This is a genomic window from Luteimonas sp. 8-5 (assembly GCF_029763755.1).
Classification (GTDB): Bacteria; Pseudomonadota; Gammaproteobacteria; order Xanthomonadales; family Xanthomonadaceae; genus Cognatiluteimonas.
In genome coordinates this window covers 22155-40158 of record NZ_JARUVM010000036.1, presented here as the reverse complement: position 1 = coordinate 40158, position 18004 = coordinate 22155, and the positions used below count along the sequence as shown (strand labels likewise).

General features: G+C 68.5%; 12 protein-coding genes and 1 pseudogene. 4 read left to right on the top strand and 9 right to left on the bottom strand.

Annotation, left to right across the window (positions count from 1 at the left end):
* A pseudogene (sbcB, locus tag QAA18_RS05810) lies at nt 1–628 on the top strand (exodeoxyribonuclease I); the annotation flags it as partial.
* Nucleotides 629–637: 9 nt separating this feature from the next.
* Here the strand turns inward: sbcB and QAA18_RS05805 are convergent.
* From QAA18_RS05805 to QAA18_RS05770, 8 genes are all read right to left on the bottom strand, one after another.
* Nucleotides 638–1174: a DUF2939 domain-containing protein gene (locus QAA18_RS05805; RefSeq protein ID WP_279411816.1), complete on the bottom strand. Its 537-nt coding sequence runs from the start codon at nt 1172–1174 to the stop codon at nt 638–640.
* 4 nt (nt 1175–1178) lie between these two features.
* A complete protein-coding gene (locus QAA18_RS05800) occupies nt 1179–1865 on the bottom strand; it encodes a DUF2461 domain-containing protein (RefSeq protein WP_279411813.1) in 687 nt (228 codons plus the stop codon).
* 52 nt (nt 1866–1917) lie between these two features.
* Complete coding sequence (locus QAA18_RS05795; protein WP_343226743.1) at nt 1918–2901, bottom strand: 5'-nucleotidase; 984 nt, start codon at nt 2899–2901, stop codon at nt 1918–1920.
* Nucleotides 2871–4229: a bifunctional diguanylate cyclase/phosphodiesterase gene (locus QAA18_RS05790; RefSeq protein ID WP_279411811.1), complete on the bottom strand. Its 1359-nt coding sequence runs from the start codon at nt 4227–4229 to the stop codon at nt 2871–2873. Before QAA18_RS05790 ends, QAA18_RS05795 begins: the two co-directional genes overlap by 31 nt.
* A 9-nt stretch (nt 4230–4238) precedes the next feature.
* The gene (locus tag QAA18_RS05785) at nt 4239–5459 is read right to left on the bottom strand and encodes an HD-GYP domain-containing protein (protein ID WP_279411831.1); all 1221 of its coding nucleotides are present in this window, start codon (nt 5457–5459) and stop codon (nt 4239–4241) included.
* Between the two features lie 108 nt (nt 5460–5567).
* Nucleotides 5568–6338, bottom strand: a complete 771-nt coding sequence (locus QAA18_RS05780; protein ID WP_279411828.1) for an NAD kinase — start codon at nt 6336–6338, stop codon at nt 5568–5570.
* Between the two features lie 15 nt (nt 6339–6353).
* A complete protein-coding gene (locus tag QAA18_RS05775; protein WP_279411809.1) occupies nt 6354–11369 on the bottom strand; it encodes an NAD-glutamate dehydrogenase domain-containing protein in 5016 nt (1671 codons plus the stop codon).
* Between the two features lie 115 nt (nt 11370–11484).
* Nucleotides 11485–12633, bottom strand: coding sequence for an acyl-CoA dehydrogenase family protein (locus QAA18_RS05770; protein WP_279411827.1), 1149 nt, complete (start codon nt 12631–12633; stop codon nt 11485–11487).
* Between the two features lie 129 nt (nt 12634–12762).
* Between QAA18_RS05770 and QAA18_RS05765 the strand changes: the two genes are divergently transcribed.
* The 3 genes from QAA18_RS05765 to metH are packed head-to-tail and all read left to right on the top strand — an operon-like array spanning nt 12763 to nt 17458.
* Entirely contained in the window at nt 12763–13692 is a 930-nt protein-coding gene (locus tag QAA18_RS05765) for a metalloregulator ArsR/SmtB family transcription factor (protein WP_279411807.1), read from the top strand.
* Entirely contained in the window at nt 13689–14750 is a 1062-nt protein-coding gene (locus QAA18_RS05760) for a homocysteine S-methyltransferase family protein (protein ID WP_279411805.1), read from the top strand. The genes QAA18_RS05765 and QAA18_RS05760 overlap by 4 nt, the downstream gene beginning before the upstream one ends.
* Nucleotides 14747–17458: a methionine synthase gene (metH, locus tag QAA18_RS05755; protein ID WP_279411802.1), complete on the top strand. Its 2712-nt coding sequence runs from the start codon at nt 14747–14749 to the stop codon at nt 17456–17458. The genes QAA18_RS05760 and metH overlap by 4 nt, the downstream gene beginning before the upstream one ends.
* Here the strand turns inward: metH and QAA18_RS05750 are convergent, their stop codons facing one another.
* The gene (locus QAA18_RS05750; protein ID WP_279411800.1) at nt 17459–18004 is read right to left on the bottom strand and encodes a DUF2058 family protein; all 546 of its coding nucleotides are present in this window, start codon (nt 18002–18004) and stop codon (nt 17459–17461) included.

Sequence of the window (18004 nt, the reverse complement as noted above, 5' to 3'; positions counted from 1 at the left end):
CCCGGACACCATCGCGTCGCGCCTGTACCTGCGCCGCGACCAGCTGGCCGAGGGCGAGGCGCGTATTCCCCTCAAGGAAATCCATCTCAACCGCTGCCCGTCGCTGGTCGCCTGGGCGCACCTGCGCGGGGCGGACTTCGCACGCCTGTCGATCGACCGCGGCCTGGCCGAAGCACGCGCCGCCCGGCTGCGCGCTGCCGGCCCGGCGCTGGCGGAAAAAGTCCGCCGCGTCTACGCGGTCGAACGCGAGTTCGTTCCGTCCGATGCCGACGCGTCGCTGTACGACGCATTCCTTCCCGATGCGGACCGCCGCCGCTGCGCCGCCGTGCGTGCCACGCCACCCACGGCGCTGGCCGGGCGCGACTTCGGCTTCGAGGATCCGCGACTGCCCGAACTGCTGTTCCGCTATCGCGCCCGCAACTGGCCGGAGCTGCTGTCGGCGTCCGAACGCCAGCGCTGGGACGACTGGCGCAAGCTGCGGCTGCAGCCCGGCTCCACCCTCTCCGATCCGAACCTCGGCGACTTCGAAGCCGAGATCGCGCAACTGCGCGCAGACCATGCCGGCGCACCGGACAAGCTGCAGTTGCTCGATGCGCTGGAATCCTGGCGCCGCGACATCCTTCCGTAGCCGCACTACCTACCGCGGCAGGCGCACGTCCACCAGCCGCCAGCGCAATCCCTGCCGCTCCAGCACGACCACCAGCTCGCTTCCGTCTTCGTCGGGAAGCGTCGCGGTGAACCGCGACAGCGACTCGTAGCGGTACGTCGCGTCCTCGAACGTCCGTCGCGTCGTTGCATCCGGATCGGGCGGCGCGAAGTCGTTCCCGACCTGGCGCCACACGGCGCGGCCCTCGAGCAGCGCAGCCAGGCCCACGGGATTGACGGTCGCATCCACCGCCAGGCTGGTGGCGCCCGTCGCCAGGCCGAGCCCGAAGGCGCCCAGGGCGCTGGCCTGCACGTCGGGGCCGGCAGCACGGACCACGCGGTCTGCAAGCTGGCGTTTCAGGCTCGCGCGCAACAGCGGGAAATCGACCTGCCGGGCCAGGGCCTGCGCGTCGTTCGCCTGGATCGCGTCGTCGATGGCGCGAACCGCAAGCCATGGCCCGGCTACCGTCCATACCGCCAGGACCAGGACGGCGGCCAGCAGCACGGCAATCCACGCCCTGGTCTTCATCGGTTCAGAACTCCAGGTCCAGCGAAGCGCAAAGATAGTCGACGAAGGGCGCCAGCGCCGCAAGGTCGCGCTCGATCGCCTGGCGCAGGCGCGGCCCGGTCATGGTGGCGTCGTCGAGCATTCGGTACGCGGTGAAGCTGCGCCGCCGCAGGTCGTCGATCCATTCGAAGTCCGCGGGGAATCCGTGCGGCGTGCGCACCAGCATGTCCTCGCTTCCCAGTTCGTAACGCTTGCGGAATGCCGGCGCGTGCGCGGCGGCGGCCCAGCTCCCGGGATTCTCGAAGATGAACTGGCGCACCTTGCGCTGCGTGTGCGTCTCCGGGTGCCACAGGCCGGCGCCGACGAAGCATTCGCCCGGTTCCAGGTGGATGTAGAACGATGGCGCCGCGACCTCGCGCCGCCGGTAATGGAACAGGCGCGCACCTTGCCAGCCCTTGTACGGCGACTTGTCGCTGGCGAAGCGGGTGTCGCGCTGGATCCTGAACATCGAGCCGCCCACGGCGCGCGGTTCGGAGCGATAGTGCGGGCTGATCGCCGCCAGCGCCGGCTGCAGGTCGCCCAGCAGCCGCTGGAACGGCTCGCGCACGTGCGCCTCGTAGTCGGCCTTGTGCGCGTGGAACCAGGCGCGTTCGTTGTGCCGGGCGATGCCGCGCAGGAACCGGAACGACTTGTCGGAGAAGTAGCTGGCCATCCCCTATTGTACGAACCGAAGCGAACCACCCGCTCACGTGCGGGGCGCGCTCCTACGGGTTGGCGACGCCGTGGGGGACGTGGCCGGCGGCGACGTGGTCGCGGGCGGAGGCGATGTTGTGTTCGGAGTCGTCGAAGAAGATGTCCGCCCCGAACGCGTGCAGGAACGGCCCCTTGTCGCGCCCGCCCAGGAACAGCGCCTCGTCCAGCCGCACGCCCCACTCGCGCAGGGTGCGGATCACCCGCTCGTGCGCCGGCGCCGAGCGCGCGGTGACCAGCGCGGTGCGGATCGGAGCGTCCTCGCCGGGCGGGAATGCCGCCTGCAGGCGGTGCAAAGCATCCAGGAAGCCGCGGAACGGCCCGCCGGACAGTGGCTCGCGCGCCCGCTCGCGCTCGAACCGGCCGAAGGCCTCCACGCCCTGCTCGCGCGACACGCGCTCGCTTTCGTCGCTGAAGATCACCGCGTCGCCATCGAAGGCGATGCGCAGCTGGTCGCGATGTTCGGTCCGGGCAGGATTGGCGCCGGCCGAGGCCGGCAGGATGGTGGCGGCGGCGACGCCGTGTTCCAGCGCACGCCGCACCGATTCCGGGTTCGCGGACAGGAACAGGTCCGCCCCGAACGGCTTGATGTAGGGCCAGGTCGGCGCGCCCGAGGTGAAGGTCGCCCTGCGGATATCCAGCCCGTGGTGCTGGATCGAATTGAAGATGCGCAGGCCGGTGTCCGAGGAATTGCGCGACAGCAGGATCACCTCGACCCTGGGCGTGGCCTCGCCCTCGGCGCCCACCGGTGGCGCGGCCGCGTTCAGCGCCAGCAGCTTGCGCACCAGGGGGAACGCGATGCCCGGCGCCAGGATGTCGTCCTCGCGTTCGCGCTGGAACGCCTGGTAGGCGGCGATGCCCTCGCGCTCGAACACCGCGTGGCTGTCCTCCAGGTCGAACAGGGCCCGCGAGGAAATCGCCACGGTGAGCGGGTCGTTGGCCGGGCGGGTGCCTGCCGGTCCGGAGCCTAGGGATTCTGGGGGAGCGACTTGTACCATTCGGGCATTGTCTCAGTATCCAGTTCCATGGTTTGAGACTCGGGCTGCCGGGACGGCCGGTTGTGGATCCAGTCGCGGAAGGCGTCCAGCCGCAGCGCCTTGGCGAACAGGTGGCCCTGGACCACGTCGCAGTGGCGCTCGCGCAGCAGCGCGAGGGTTTCGGCGTTCTCCACCCCCTCGGCGACCACGGACAGGCCGAAACGGTGTGCCAGGTCGATGATCAGGGAAGCGATGTCGGCGCTGGCCGGGTCCGTGAGCATGCCCTGGACGAAGGACTTGTCGATCTTCAGCTCGTCGGCCGGGATGTCCTTGAAGTAGGCCAGGCAGGAATAGCCGGTGCCGAAATCGTCGATCGAGATCTTCACCCCGAGGTCGCGGATCCGCGACAGGATCCGGAAAGCGTGCTGCGGGTCGGCGACCAGCGAACGCTCGGTGATCTCCAGCACCAGCTGCACCTCCGACTTGCCCCAGAGCTGCATCGCGTTCTCGACGATGTCCGGCAGGTCCTCGCGCGACACTAGTTCGGCCGGCACGTTGACCGCCACCGACAGCGGCGACAGGTGTTTCCAGGTTCCGGCGTGGCGCATCGCGGTGTTCAACGCCCACATCGTCATCGGCCTGATCTGCCCGGTCTTTTCCGCGATCGGGATGAATTGCGCCGGGCTGACCAGGCCCCGGGTACGGTGCGGCCAGCTCATCAGCGCCTCGGCACCGATCGTGGCCAGGTCCGAAGTGCGCAGCTTGGGCTGGTAACTCAACAGCAGTTCGCCGCGGTCGATGGCGCCGTCGAGTTCGATCTCCAGGTCCCAGAACTCGGAGAAGCCCTGGTCGACGTCGACGTCCGGCGGGAACAGCCAGTTCTGGCCCGTGGCCCGGGCCAGCGCAAGCGATTTCTCGGCCTGGCGCATCAGGAATTCCGGATGGCTGGCATGCACGGGACAGATCGCGGCGCCGGCATTGGCGGTCAGCCGCACCGTGCCCTGGGTGCCTTCGAACGGTACTTCCAGGTGCCGGAACAGTTTCTGCACGGCCAGTTCCGCATGGCCCTGGTTCATCACCTGGGTGAGCAGCAACGCGAAACGGTTGTCGCCGATGCGGCCCACGTGATCCTGCTCCCGTACCACCGCGCGCAGGTGCTGGGCGACGTGCTTGAGCGCCGCATCGCCGAATTCGTAACCGTGCGCGGCGTTGAGCCGGGCGAAGCCGCAGATGTCGACCACGATCAGCGCCAGCATGGCCTGGCGTTCGTTGGCGATGACCACGTGCTGGCGCAGGAGCGCGAGGAAATTCTGGCGGGAGTGCAAGCCAGTCAGCGGATCCTGCAGCATCGGCCGGTCCTAGACCAGGAACAGCTCGACCGGATCGAGCCCGTAGGAACCGTTGGGCAGGCCGCGCCTGATCGTCAGCGGCGCGCCGGTCTCGTCGAACTCGGTCTCGCCCATGTCCAGTTCGCGGAACCGTTCCAGCGGCGACTTGTCGGGCCCGAGCAGCAGCATCACCCGCGGCCGCAGGCGCTTGAGGCTGTGCACCTCGGTGATCACCGCGACCTGGCCGTTGGACAGTTCCACCAAGGTCCCGGTGGGATAGATGCCGCAGGCCTGGATGAACTGTTCGACCAGTTCGGCCTGGAACAGCCTGCCGCGCTGCTGGTACAGCTCGTTGATCGCATCGTGCGGCGAGCGGTTCTGCGCGTACGGCCGCACGCTGGTCATCGCGTCGTAGCTGTCGACGATGCCCAGGATCCTGCCGAAGATCGGGATCTGGTCCGCCTTGAGGCCGCGCGGATAGCCGCTGCCGTCGTAGCGTTCGTGGTGGGTGGCGACGATCTCGATGATCGCGGGCGAAAGCGCCGCGTTGACGCCCAGCACTTCCAGGCCCAGGCGCACGTGGTCGCGCAGCAGCTGCACCTCGGCGGCCGTCAGCGGATCCTGTTTCACCAGCAGTTCCGGTGGCAGCTTGGCCTTGCCGACGTCGCAGAGCATGCCGCCCATGGCCAGCACCCGGAGCTCCTCGCGCTCCAGGCCGAGGTGGCGGCCGAAGCTCGCCGCCCAGATCGCGCAGCCCAGCGCGTGCTGGTAGGTGTAGCGGTCGCGCGCCTTCATCTCGCGCAGCCAGACGAAGGCGCTGGGATTGCGCAGGATCGACTCGATCATCGCGTCGACGCCGTCCTTCAGGCGATCGAGGTCGATCTGCTTGCCTTCCTGGAGGTCGGTCATCACCTCGGTGATGCTGGCTTCCAGCTCGGTGTTGACCTCGGCGGCCTGCTTCAGCTCTTCCTTGAGGTCGGACTCGATCGTCCACGTGACCTTGCGCAGGCGCTCGAACTCGCCGTTCGATGCGGCGCCGGGCTTGGGCGCCTCGAATGCCAGGTAACGCGGGTCCGGCGATTCGCCGCGGGACGTGTCTACCCAGACATGGCTGCAGACCCTGCGCAACATCGCGATGTCGCGTTCGGTCTTGACCTTCACGCCATGCATCGGAAATGGCGAGTCGAGCCATGGCCGGTCAAGGCGACTGACGAACATTCCGCAAACCAGCCCTTGGGTGCTGATTCGCACTTCGTACGATCCGCTCACGATACGCCGCCGTATTTTCCCCTGGACTTCAGGGTACCCTTTTCGTCCCCGTCCGCAAGCCCCTGTCGCGCCACGGAAAAAAGGGAAAGATCAGGACACGAACTGCTCGGCGAGGATCCGCTCTTCGAGGTTGTGCTCCGGGTCGAACAGCAGGGTGACCGTCCGCTCGCTGGCCTCGCGGATCGTGACTTCCACCACGTCCCTTACTTCGTGCGAGTCCGCGGTCGCGCTGACCGGGCGCTTGTACGGATCCAGGACCCGGAACCTGACCTCGGTCCCGGACTTGAGCACCGCCCCCCGCCAGCGTCGTGGACGGAATGGAGCGATCGGTGTCAATGCCATAAGTTTGGCACCCAACGGCAGGATCGGACCGTTGGCCGAGAAGTTGTAGGCGCTGCTGCCGGCCGGGGTGGAGACCATGACCCCGTCGCAGATGAGTTCGCCCAGCCGCTCCTGTCCGTTCAGGTCGATCGCCACGTGCGCTGCCTGGCGGGTCTGGCGCAACAGCGAGACCTCGTTGTAGGCCAGCGAACCGGTGCTCGTGCCCGATTCGGTCAGGGCCAGCATCTCCAGCGGCCGCAGCACCGCGGGTTCGGCGGCGTGCAGGCGCTCGACCAGGGCGTCGGTGCGCTGGTGGTTCATCAGGAAGCCCAGGCTGCCAAGCTTCATGCCGTATACCGGCTTGCCCAGGCCGCCATGCTGGTGCAGCACCTGCAGCATGAAGCCGTCGCCGCCCAGCGCCACCAGCACGTCCGCCTCTTCAGGCGGCACGTGCGGGTACGCCGCCTGCATCGCGGCCAGCGCCTTGCGGGCGCTGTCGGTGTTGCTGGCCAGCAGGGCGATGCGCGGCGACGCGGGCAGGCGGCCTTCCATGGCTCAGCCGCGCGAAGCCAGTTGCGACAGGCGCTGGACCGCGACCGAAGCGGTCGGGTAGTCCATCGACTTCTGCGTGGCCAGTTCGCCGAGCATCGCCATGGTGAAGCGCAGCGAAGCGTCGTCGCGCTGCAGCCACTGCGCGACCTTGGCGTCGGCATCGCGGCCCGGCATCGACAGCACCTGCCCGGTCAGGGTCCGCAACTGGGTGCCCAACTCGTCGCGCAGGACGCCACGGGCGACCGCGTGCCAGCGGCCATCGACCTTGAGCGCGTCGATCTGGTGCTGCAGCCACGGCAGGTTCAGGGCTTCGGCCAGGCGGAAGTACGCCTTGGCCACGTCCACCGTGCGCAGCTTGCGCTCGCGCGCCAGCTCGATCAGGTCGCAGGATGGCTCCAGGTACGGGATCGCCGCCAGCTGCGTGCCCAGTGCAGTGGGCAGGCCCTTGGCCTTCCATTCGGCGATGCTCGCCTCGTAGGCCGGACGCATCGACGCCGGGATGATGTTGTCGCCGTTGCGGATGTCGAGGAAACCGCCGTGGTAGCGCTCCACCGCACTGGTGATGTCCGGGATCGCGCCGGGGCGCGACAGCAGCCAGCGGGTGAACGACCGCTGCAGGTTCCAGATCACCTGCAGCGCGTCGACCTGGGCCGACTCGTGGACCTTTCCGTCCAGCGCGTCGATCTGCGCCCACAGGTCGCGCGCGTCGATCGTCTCGCGGGTGATGGTGAACGCCTTGGCCACTTCGCCCGGCGTGCGCCCCGAATCCTCCTGCATGCGCAGCAGGAAGGTGGCGCCCATCCGGTTGATGGTCGAGTTGGTGACGGCCGTGGCGATGATTTCGCGCTTCAGCCGGTGCTGCTCCATCGACTTCGCGTACCTGGCCTGCAGCGGCTCGGGGAAATAGCGCACCAGTTCCTTGGACAGGTAAGGGTCCTCGGGAATGTCCGAGTCCAGCATCTGCTGGAACGCCACCAGCTTGGAGTAAGACAGCAGCACCGCCAGCTCCGGCCGGGTCAGGCCCAGGCCGCGCGCCTTGCGCTCGGCGATCTCGGCGTCCGACGGCAGGTACTCGATCTGGCGGTCGAGCAGGCCCTGCGATTCCAGGGTGCGGATGAAATGCTGCTTGGAGCCGAGCCGCGACACGCTCATCCGCTCCATCAGGCTGATCGCCTGGTTCTGGCGGTAGTTGTCGTTGAGCACCAGCTCGGCGACCTCGTCGGTCATTGACGCCAGCAGCTTGTTGCGTTCGGGCAGCGTCAGCTTCTTCTTCTGCACCTCGCCGTTGAGCAGGATCTTGATGTTGACCTCGTGGTCGGAGGTGTCCACGCCGGCGGAGTTGTCGATGAAGTCGGTGTTGAGCAGCACGCCATTGAGCGCGGCCTCGATGCGGCCGAGCTGGGTCATGCCCAGGTTGCCGCCTTCGCCCACGATCCTGCAGCGCAGGTCGGCGCCGTTCACCCGCAGGGCGTTGTTGCCGCGATCGCCGACATCGGCGTTGCTCTCGCTGGACGCCTTGACGTAGGTGCCGATGCCGCCGTTCCACAGGAGGTCGACCGGCGCTTTCAGGATCGCGCTCATCAGCTCGGCCGGGCTCATCGCCTCGACCGATGCGTCGATGCCGAGCGCCGTCCTGGCCTCGGCCGACAGCTTGATCGACTTGGCACTGCGCGGGAACACGCCGCCGCCCTTGCTGATCAGCCTGGTGTCGTAATCGGCCCAGGACGAACGCGGCAGCTTGAACAGGCGCTGGCGTTCCTTGAAGCCGATGGCGGCGTCGGGGTTCGGGTCGATGAACACGTGGCGATGGTCGAACGCCGCCACCAGGCGGATGTGCTTCGACAGCAGCATGCCGTTGCCGAACACGTCGCCGGACATGTCGCCGATGCCCACGGCGGTGAAGTCTTCCTTCTGGCTGTTGCGGCCCAGGGCGCGGAAGTGGCGCTTGACCGACTCCCACGCACCGCGCGCGGTGATGCCCATGCCCTTGTGGTCGTAGCCGACCGAACCGCCGGACGCGAAGGCGTCATCGAGCCAGTAGCCGTGCGCCTGGGCGATGCCGTTGGCGATGTCGGAGAACGTGGCCGTGCCCTTGTCCGCGGCCACCACCAGGTAGGGGTCGTCGCCGTCGTGGCGCACCACGTTGGACGGATGCACGACCTTGCCGTCGACCAGGTTGTCGGTGATGTCGAGCAGGCCGTTGATGAAGCGCTTGTAGCAGGCCTTGCCCTCGGCCAGCCAGCCGTCGCGGTCCACCGACGGATCGGGCAGCTGCTTGCAGAAGAAGCCGCCCTTGGAACCGACCGGCACGATCACCGTGTTCTTGACCATCTGCGCCTTGACCAGGCCCAGCACTTCGGTGCGGAAATCCTCGCGGCGGTCGGACCAGCGCAGGCCGCCTCGCGCGACCGGGCCGAAGCGCAGGTGCACGCCTTCCACTCGCGGACCGCACACCCAGATCTCGCGGTAGGGGCGCGGCTTGGGCGCATCCGGCACCTTGGCCGCATCGAGCTTGAACGCGATGTAGTCGGCCGGGCCGCCATCGGCGCGCACGCCGTTGCCGCGCGCATCGACGCGGGTGCCGCCCCGGGTGTAGTCGATGTAGTAGCTGGTGCGCAGGGTCGCGTCGATGCAGCCGATGAAGCTGCGCAGGATGCGGTCCTGGTCGAGGCTCGCGACCCTGTCGAGCAGGCCCTTGAGCGCACTGCGGATCGCGTCGACCTGGCGCTCGCGCTTGCCGCCGAACGCATCGAGCACCGGCTGCAGCGCGGCGCGGGTGGCCTCGTCGGGCGCCAGCGAATGCAGGTCCTGCTGCAACGCCGCCTTGCCACGCTTTGCGGCCGCCTTGTCGCCTTCGGCGGCGGGGTCGAACTTCGCCTCGAACTGCGCCACCACCAGCCGCGCCAGCAGCGGGTAGCGGTTGAACGTCTCCTCGACGTAGCTCTGCGAGAACGGCACGCCCACTTGCTGCAGGTACTTGCCGTAGGCGCGCAGCACCGACACCTGGCGCCAGGTCAGGCTGGCTCCCAGGATCAGGCGGTTGAAGCCGTCGTTCTCGGCCTGGCCGCGCCAGAGCTGGGCGAAGGCTTCCTCGAAATCGGCTTCCAGGGTGGTGATGTCGAGGTCGGGGCGCGCGGCCTCGACCTCGAAGTCCTGGATCCAGGCCACGGTCTCGCCGTCGCTGCCGGGCAGCTCGATGCGGAACGGATGCTCGGTGATCACCCGCAGCCCCATGTTCTCCATCATCGGCAGCGCATCGGACAGCGGAATGTCGTGGTCCAGGCGGTAGAACTTCAGGCGCAGCCCGCCCTCGCCCCGGCGCGAGCGGTACAGGTTGACGCGCAGGTCGCCGGCGTCGGCCAGCGAGGCCAGGCACTGCACGTCGCGGGCGGCGATCGCCGGCGTGACCTGCTCGATGTAGCCGGTCGGCAGCGCGCGGCCATAGCGGTTGGCCAGCTTGAGCCCGCGCTCCTCGCCTTCGGCGGCGACCAGTTCCTCGCGCAGGTCGTCCTGCCAGTTGCGCACGATGCCGGCGAGCTTCTCCTCCAACTCCGCGACGTCGACCTCGGCGGCCTCGCCCGACTTCGGGCGGATGATCATGTGCAACTGCGCCAGCGGAGATTCGCCCAGCTGCACCGTGGTGTCGACGCTGTCGCCACCCAGGCTGCGCTTGAGCATGCGTTCGATGCGGTGGCGCACGTCGGTGTTGAAGCGGTCGCGCGGGATGTAGACGAGCGCCGACCAGACGCGGCCGTAGCGGTCGCGGCGCAGGAACAGCTTGCTGCGCACGCGCTCCTGCAGGCCGAGGATGCCGGTTGCGGTCCGCAGCAGCTCTTCTTCGGTGGCCTGGAACAGCTCGTCGCGCGGCAGGCTTTCGATGATGTGGCGCAGCGCCTTGCCGCTGTGCCCACTGGGCGACAGGCCGGACTTGCGCATCACGTACTCGTGGCGCTCGCGCACCAGCGGGATCTCCCACGGGCGGCGGCTGTAGGCGCTGGAGGTGTAGAGGCCGAGGAAACGCTGCTCGGCGGCCGGACGGCCGTCCTTGTCGAACTTGAGCACCCCGATGTAATCCATGTAACCGGGGCGGTGCACGGTGGCGCGCGCATTGGTCTTGGTCAGGATCAGGGCGTCGACCGAACCCGATTGCGGCATGTAGTGCGCCGCCAGCGTCTTCAGGTCGCGCGCCTTGCCCTTCTCGCGGCCGCGCAGCAGGCCCAGGCCGGTGGACTCGTCGGCGCACAGCAGTTCGCTGCCGCCCTTGCGAACGACGTCGTATTCGCGGTAGCCGAGGAAGGTGAAATGGTTGTCGGCGGCCCAGCGCAGGAACTCCTGGGCTTCGGCACGGCCGGCATCGGACACCGGCATGCGCCGGCTCGACAGCTCGTCGGCGATGGCCAGCATCCTGGCGCGCATCTCGCCCCAGTCGGACACGCTCGCGCGCACGTCCTGCAGCACCGCGCGGATGCTTGCCTCGATCGCCGGCATGGCGGCGGCGGTCTGGCGGTCGATCTCCAGGTGGATCAGCGATTCGCCCTGGGCACCCTCGCCTGCTTCGCTGCCGACCGCGACCAGCTTGCCCGCCTTGTCGCGCTTGACCGGAACCACGGGGTGGCCGAGCACGTGCACGCCGATGCCCTGGTCGGCCAAGGCCATGGTCACCGAATCGACCAGGAACGGCATGTCGTCGTTGACCACCTGGACCACGGTGTGCGGCGACTCCCACCCGTTGTTCTCGACGCTGGCGTTGAACACGCGCACTTCGGCCGTGCCCGGCTTGCGCTTGCGCGCCTGCTCGAGGAAGTCCCACGCCAGGTTGGCCCAGCCGTCGGCGCTGTGCTGGACGATCTCGTCGTCCGACATGCGCACGTAGAAGGCCTTGGCGAACGCCTCCGCCTGCGCCTGCATCGCCTTGGGGGCGCGCTTGCGCAGCGCCTCCAGGATCGGTTCGATCGACGTCCTGCCCCGTGCGCTCTTCTTGCCGGTTGCGGGCCTGGGTTTCTTCTTTGCTGCGTTCATGGATTCCTGTGTCCGGATGCAGTGAGGCCCGCGCAACTGCACGGGCCCCGTGTGGTTCAGAAACGGAGGGAAATCGACTGCTGTTCTGGTTTTTCGGGGACGCGCATGGCCTGGCTCAGCGCAACCCGGTCTCTTGGCGGGAGATGACCAGGCGCTGGATCTCGCTGGTGCCCTCGTAGATCTCGGTGATCTTGGCATCGCGGAAATAGCGCTCGATCGGCATCTCCTTCGAGTAGCCCATGCCGCCATGGATCTGCAGCGCCTGGTGGGCGATCCACATCGCCGCTTCCGAGGCGGTGAGCTTGGCCACGGCGGCCTCGGTGGTGAAGCGCTGGCCCTGGCCCTTGGTCCATGCCGCGCGCAGCGTCAGCAGGAGCGCGGCGTCGAGCTTGCACTTCATGTCGGCGATCTTGGCCTGGGTCATCTGGAACGCGCCGATCGGCTGGCCGAAGGCCTTGCGCTCGCGCACGTACCGCAGGGTCGCCTCGTAGGCGGCGCGGGCGATGCCGATCGCCTGGCTGGCGATGCCGATGCGGCCGGCGTCGAGCACGCTCATCGCGATCTTGAAGCCGTGGCCCTCTTCGCCCAGCACTTCATCGGGGCGCACCACGTAGTCGTTGAACTCGATCTCGCAGGTGGCCGAGGCGCGGATGCCGAGCTTGGGCTCGGTCTTGCCGCGGCCGAAGCCTTCGCGGGTGGTGTCGACCAGGAAGGCGGTGATGCCGCGGGCGCCCTTCTCCGGGTCGGACATGGCGAACAGCACGATGTACTTCGCCACCGGGCCGGAGGTGATCCAGCTCTTCTTGCCGTTGACCACGAAGCTGCCGTCGGCCTGCTTCACCGCGCGGCAACGCATCGCCGTCGCGTCCGAACCCGACTGAGGCTCGGTCAGGGCGAACGCGCCGATCTCCTTGCCCTCGGCGATCTCGCGCACGTACTTCTGCTTCTGCGCCTCGGTACCGTGGGTCAGGATGCCATTGCAGAACAACGAGTTGTTGACCGACATGATGGTGGAGTGCGCGGCGTCGGCAGCCGCTATTTCGACCATGGCCAGCACGTACGCCACCGGGTCCATGCCCGCGCCGCCGTATTCGGCCGGCACCTCGATGCCCATCAGTCCGTTCTCGCCGAGCAGGCGGATGTTGTCGAGGGGGAACTCGCCGGTGCGGTCGTGGTGCTCGGCGCTGGGGGCGATCACCTCCTGCCCGATGCGGCGCGCCACGTCCTGGATCATCAACTGCTCTTCGGTGAAACGGAAATCCACGCGGCCACCCTGGCAAGACATGACAGAACCGCAATTGTAGCCGGGCGCCGCGCAGAACCGAACCCCGGCTTGACCCGGCGCCGCAACCGGCAGAGACTTATATCGTTGAATCGCGATGGAAAGATATTCATGGACCTCGAAGGCTGGTCGAACCGCCTGAAGGTATTCGCCGACGCTACCCGCGTGCGCCTGCTGGCATTGCTGGAAGGCGAGGAGCTCACCGTGGCCGAGCTGTCCGCGATCACCCGGCTCGCGCAGCCGCGCGTGTCCACCCACCTGGCCAAACTCAAGGAGGCCGGGCTGGTGCGCGACCGCCGCGCCGGCGTTTCCGCCTACTACCGTTTCGACGAGGCCGCGCTCGATCCGGCCCAGCGTGCCCTATGGCATTCGATCAGCACCGGCAGCGACGATCCGCTGCTGCGCCAGGACGCAAGCCGCGTGCCGGGAGTGCTCGCCACCCGCGCGGCCGACCAGAACTGGGCCGACTCGGTGGCCGGCGACATGGAACGCCATTACTCCCCGGGCCGCACCTGGGAAGCGCTGGCACGTACCGCGCTGCCGCTGCTGGAACCGGGGGACGTACTCGACATCGCCTCCGGCGACGGCGTGCTGGCCGAGCTGCTGGCGCCGCATTCGGGCCGCTACGTGTGCATCGACACCAGCCCGCGCGTGGTCGCGGCCGCGGCCGAGCGCCTGAGCCGCTTCCCCAACGTCGAGGTGCGCGAAGGCGACATGCATGCCCTGCCCTGCGACGACGACAGTTTCGACCTGGTGGTGCTGATGCACGCTCTCACCTACGCCGCGAAGCCGGCGCACGCCGTGGCGGAAGCCGCGCGGGTCCTGCGGCCCGGCGGCCAGCTGCTGCTGTCGAGCCTGGCCCGGCACGGCCACCGCGCGGCGGTCGAAGCCTTCGGCCACGTCAACCTGGGCTTCACCGACAAGGAACTGCGGCGCTTCATCGACAAGGCCGGACTCGAGCTGCTGTCCAGCGAAACGGTGACGCGCGAGCGGCGCCCGCCGCACTTCGAAGTGATCTCGCTGATCGGACGCAAGCCATGAGCGGCCAGGACACCATCACAAGCCTCCCCTGGTTGAACCCGGCCCGCGTCGCGGCCCTGGAGGCTGCGCTCGCCGCGCGCATCCTGGTGATCGACGGCGCGATGGGCACGATGATCCAGCGCCACGAGCTGCAGGAGGCCGACTATCGCGGCCAGCGCTTCGCCGACGCCGCACACGACCAGCGCGGCAACAACGACCTGCTCACCCTGGTACGCCCCGACATCATCGGCGGCATCCACCAGGCATACCTGGACGCCGGCGCCGACCTGGTCGAAACCAACACCTTCAACTCGACCCGGGTTTCCCTGGCGGACTACGGCCTGCAGGACCTGGTGCGCGAACTCAACCGCGAAGGCGCCGTGCTGGCGCGCGCGGCCTGCGACGCGGCCGAAGCGCGCACGCCGGGGCAGCCCCGCTTCGCCGTGGGCGTGCTCGGGCCGACCAGCCGCACCGCCTCGCTGAGCCCGGACGTGAACCGCCCCGGCTTCCGCGCCGTATCGTTCGACGAGCTGGCCGAGGCCTATCGCGAAGCCGCCGACGGCCTGATCGAAGGCGGCGCCGACATCCTCATGGTGGAAACCATCTTCGACACGCTCAACGCCAAGGCCGCGCTGTTCGCGATCGACGACGCGTTCGCAGCCGCGGGCGGCCGGTTGCCGGTGATGATCTCCGGCACCATCACCGACGCCTCCGGGCGCACGCTCTCCGGCCAGACCGCCGAGGCGTTCTGGTATTCGCTGCGCCATGCGCACCCGCTGTCCATCGGCCTGAACTGCGCCCTGGGCGCCAAGGAACTGCGGCAGCACGTGGACGTGCTCGCGCAGGTCGCCGACACGCGGGTCAGCGCGCACCCGAATGCCGGCCTTCCGAATGCGTTCGGCGGCTACGACGAGACCCCGGAAGACATGGCCCGCGACCTGCGCGGCTTCGCCGAAAGCGGCCTGCTCAACCTGGTCGGTGGCTGCTGCGGCACCACCCCGGAACACATCGCCGCGATCGCCGAGGCGGTGCGCGGCCTCGCGCCGCGCGCGGTGCCCGCCCTGGCGGACGCGGCATGAGCGAAGCGGCAGTGAAGGTGCTGGCCCGCAACACCCGGCTCAGCGGCCTGGAGCCGCTGGCGATCACGCCCGAGTCGAACTTCATCAACGTCGGCGAGCGGACCAACGTCACCGGCTCGGCGAAGTTCAAGAAGCTGATCCTGGAGAACCGCTACGACGAGGCGGTCGCGGTCGCCCGCCAGCAGGTGGAGAACGGCGCCCAGGTGCTCGACGTCAACATGGACGAGGGCATGCTCGACTCGAAGGCGGCGATGGTCGCCTTCCTCAACCTGATCGCGGCCGAGCCGGACATCGCGCGCGTGCCGGTGATGGTGGACTCCTCGCGCTGGGACGTGATCGAGGCCGGCCTCAAGTGCCTGCAGGGCAAGGGCATCGTCAACTCGATCTCGATGAAGGAAGGCGAGGCCGAATTCCTGCGCCAGGCGCGGCTGGTGCGCCGCTACGGCGCAGCGGTGGTGGTGATGGCCTTCGACGAGGAAGGCCAGGCCGACACCGCCGAACGCAAGGTGGCGATCTGCTCGCGCGCGTTCGGGCTGCTGACCACGCAAGCCGGGTTCCCGCCCGAGGACATCATCTTCGATCCCAACTGCTTCGCCATCGCCACCGGCATCGAGGAGCACGACGACTACGGCGTCGCCTTCATCGAGGCCGCGCGCGAACTGCGCCGGCGGTTCCCGCTTTGCCACGTGTCCGGCGGCGTCTCCAACGTCTCCTTCTCGTTCCGCGGCAACGAGCCGGTGCGCCAGGCGATCCACGTGGTGTTCCTGTACCACGCCATCCGCGCGGGCATGACCATGGGCATCGTCAACGCGGGCGCCCTGCCCCTGTACGACGAGCTGGACCCGGAACTGCGCGAGCGTGTCGAGGACGTGGTGCTCAACCGCCGCAAGGACGCGACCGAGCGTCTGCTGGAGATCGCGGAGCGGTTCAAGGGGAAGAAGGGGGACCGGGGACCGGGGACCGGGGACCGGGATGCGTGGCGGAGCGGGTCGATCGGCGAGCGGTTGACCTACTCGCTGGTGCACGGCATCGACCAGTACGTCGTGGAGGACACCGAGGAGGCGCGCCTGCAGGCGGCGCGGCCGCTGGACGTGATCGAAGGCCCGCTGATGGACGGCATGAACGTGGTCGGCGACCTGTTCGGCGCGGGCAAGATGTTCCTGCCGCAGGTGGTCAAGTCGGCGCGGGTGATGAAGAAGGCCGTGGCCCACCTGCTGCCTTACATCGAGGCCGAGAAGCTGCGTACCGGCGACACCGGCAAGTCCAACGGCAAGATCGTGATGGCCACGGTCAAGGGCGACGTCCACGACATCGGCAAGAACATCGTCGGCGTGGTCCTGGCCTGCAACAACTTCGAGGTGATCGACCTCGGGGTGATGGTGCCGGCGCAGAAGATCCTGGATACGGCCAAGGCCGAGAACGCCGACATGATCGGCGTGTCCGGCCTGATCACGCCGTCGCTGGAGGAAATGGGCCATGTCGCCAGGGAGATGCAGCGCCAGGGCTTCACCATCCCGCTGCTGATCGGCGGCGCCACCACTTCGCGCGCGCATACCGCGCTGAAGATCGACCCCCATTACAAGTCGGCGACGATCTGGGTGAAGGACGCCTCGCGCGCGGTCAACGTGGCCCAGTCCCTGGTCTCGCCCGGGCAGCGCGAAGCCTTCGTCGCTGCCAACGAGTCCGACTACGCCGAGATCCGCGAACGCCACCGCAACAAGGAAGGCGGCAAGCGCCTGGTGTCGCTGCAGCACGCGCGGGCGCAGCGCTTCGACGGCGACTGGGCTGCCTACGTGCCGCCGGAACCCCGGCAGCCCGGCATCACCGTGTTCGACGACTACCCGCTGGGCGAGCTGGTCGACCTGATCGACTGGGGCCCGTTCTTCAACGCCTGGGAACTGGCCGGCCGCTACCCGGCGATCCTCGACGATGACGTCGTGGGACCGCAGGCGCGCGAGCTGTTCGCCGACGCCAGGGCGATGCTGGACAGGATCGTCGCGGAGAAATGGTTGACGGCGAAGGCTGTGATCGGACTGTGGCCGGCCAACAGCGTCGGCGACGACGTGGAGATCGCGGCTGCCGCCGCTCCCACGATGGCGCACTTCCTCCGCCAGCAGGCCGACAAGCCGCCTGAACGTCCCAATCTGTGCCTGGCCGACTTCATCGCGCCGAAGGACAGCGGCGTGCGCGACTGGATCGGGGGCTTCGCGGTCACCGCGGGCCACGGCATCGAACCGCACCTGGAACGTTTCCGCGCCGACCACGACGATTACAACGCGATCCTGCTCAAGGCCCTGGCCGACCGCCTCGCCGAGACCCTGGCCGAACGCATCCACCAGCGCGTGCGCAAGGAGTTCTGGGGTTACGCCGCGGACGAATCGCTGGACGCCGACGCGCTCATCGCCGAGAAGTACCGCGGCATCCGCCCCGCACCCGGCTATCCGGCATGCCCGGAACACAGCGAGAAGGCGACCCTGTTCCGCCTGCTGGACGCGACTGCCAACACCGGCATCACCCTCACCGACCATTTCGCGATGTATCCGGCGGCCGCGGTGTCGGGCTGGTACTTCAGCCATCCGCGCAGCCAGTACTTCGTGGTCGGCAGGCTCTCGAAGGAACAGGCGTCCGACTACGCGCGGCGCAAGGGCATCACCCTGCAGGAAGCCGAGCGGTTGCTGGCTTCCAACCTCGACTACGATCCGGAATAGCTACCAGACCAGGTCGGGCGGCACGTCGTCTTCCGGCGCCGCGTCCGGGTCGACCTTCAGCGCCACGGCCTGCGGGAAGACCTGCTCGGCCTCGGCCAGCAGCTTCGCTTCCAGCAGCAGGTAGCGGCCGTTGACCTGGACCACGCCGAGTTCGCCGGCGTTGAGGGCCTTGAGCTGCGCCTCGTTGACGTGCACGCGCTTGATCTTGCCGCCGTACTCGAAATGGCGCGCGATCTCGGCGGACGGATCGTTCAGCGCCTTGCCCTCGACCAGCCGCGCCAGCCGGGCCTGCGCCTCGCGACGCTGGCGCGCGGCTTCCTGCTTCTTCTTCTCGGCTTCGATCCGTTCGTCTTTTTCCTTCTGCGCACGGATCGCATAGGCCTTGGCCAGGTCGATGTCCTCGCGCGGCCCGCGCGCGGGCGGGCGCTTGCCGCCCTGCTTCGCCGCGGGCTTGCGGCCGGGCGGCTTGCGGTCGGGTTTGCGTTCTGGCTTGGCCGGCGCCTTGAAACCGAGGCCGAGGAGCTGGTCGCGGAGTGAATCGCTCAT

Excerpts from the sequence above, each read along its gene's own strand:
- QAA18_RS05805 (WP_279411816.1), bottom strand. The coding sequence starts at position 1,174 with ATGAAGACCAGGGCGTGGATTGCCGTGCTGCTGGCCGCCGTCCTGGTC.
- QAA18_RS05800 (WP_279411813.1), bottom strand. The coding sequence starts at position 1,865 with ATGGCCAGCTACTTCTCCGACAAGTCGTTCCGGTTCCTGCGCGGCATC.
- QAA18_RS05795 (WP_343226743.1), bottom strand. The coding sequence starts at position 2,901 with ATGGTACAAGTCGCTCCCCCAGAATCCCTAGGCTCCGGACCGGCAGGC.
- QAA18_RS05790 (WP_279411811.1), bottom strand. The coding sequence starts at position 4,229 with ATGCTGCAGGATCCGCTGACTGGCTTGCACTCCCGCCAGAATTTCCTC.
- QAA18_RS05775 (WP_279411809.1), bottom strand. The coding sequence starts at position 11,369 with ATGAACGCAGCAAAGAAGAAACCCAGGCCCGCAACCGGCAAGAAGAGC.
- QAA18_RS05765 (WP_279411807.1), top strand. The coding sequence starts at position 12,763 with ATGGACCTCGAAGGCTGGTCGAACCGCCTGAAGGTATTCGCCGACGCT.
- QAA18_RS05760 (WP_279411805.1), top strand. The coding sequence starts at position 13,689 with ATGAGCGGCCAGGACACCATCACAAGCCTCCCCTGGTTGAACCCGGCC.
- metH (WP_279411802.1), top strand. The coding sequence starts at position 14,747 with ATGAGCGAAGCGGCAGTGAAGGTGCTGGCCCGCAACACCCGGCTCAGC.
- QAA18_RS05750 (WP_279411800.1), bottom strand. The coding sequence starts at position 18,004 with ATGAGCGATTCACTCCGCGACCAGCTCCTCGGCCTCGGTTTCAAGGCG.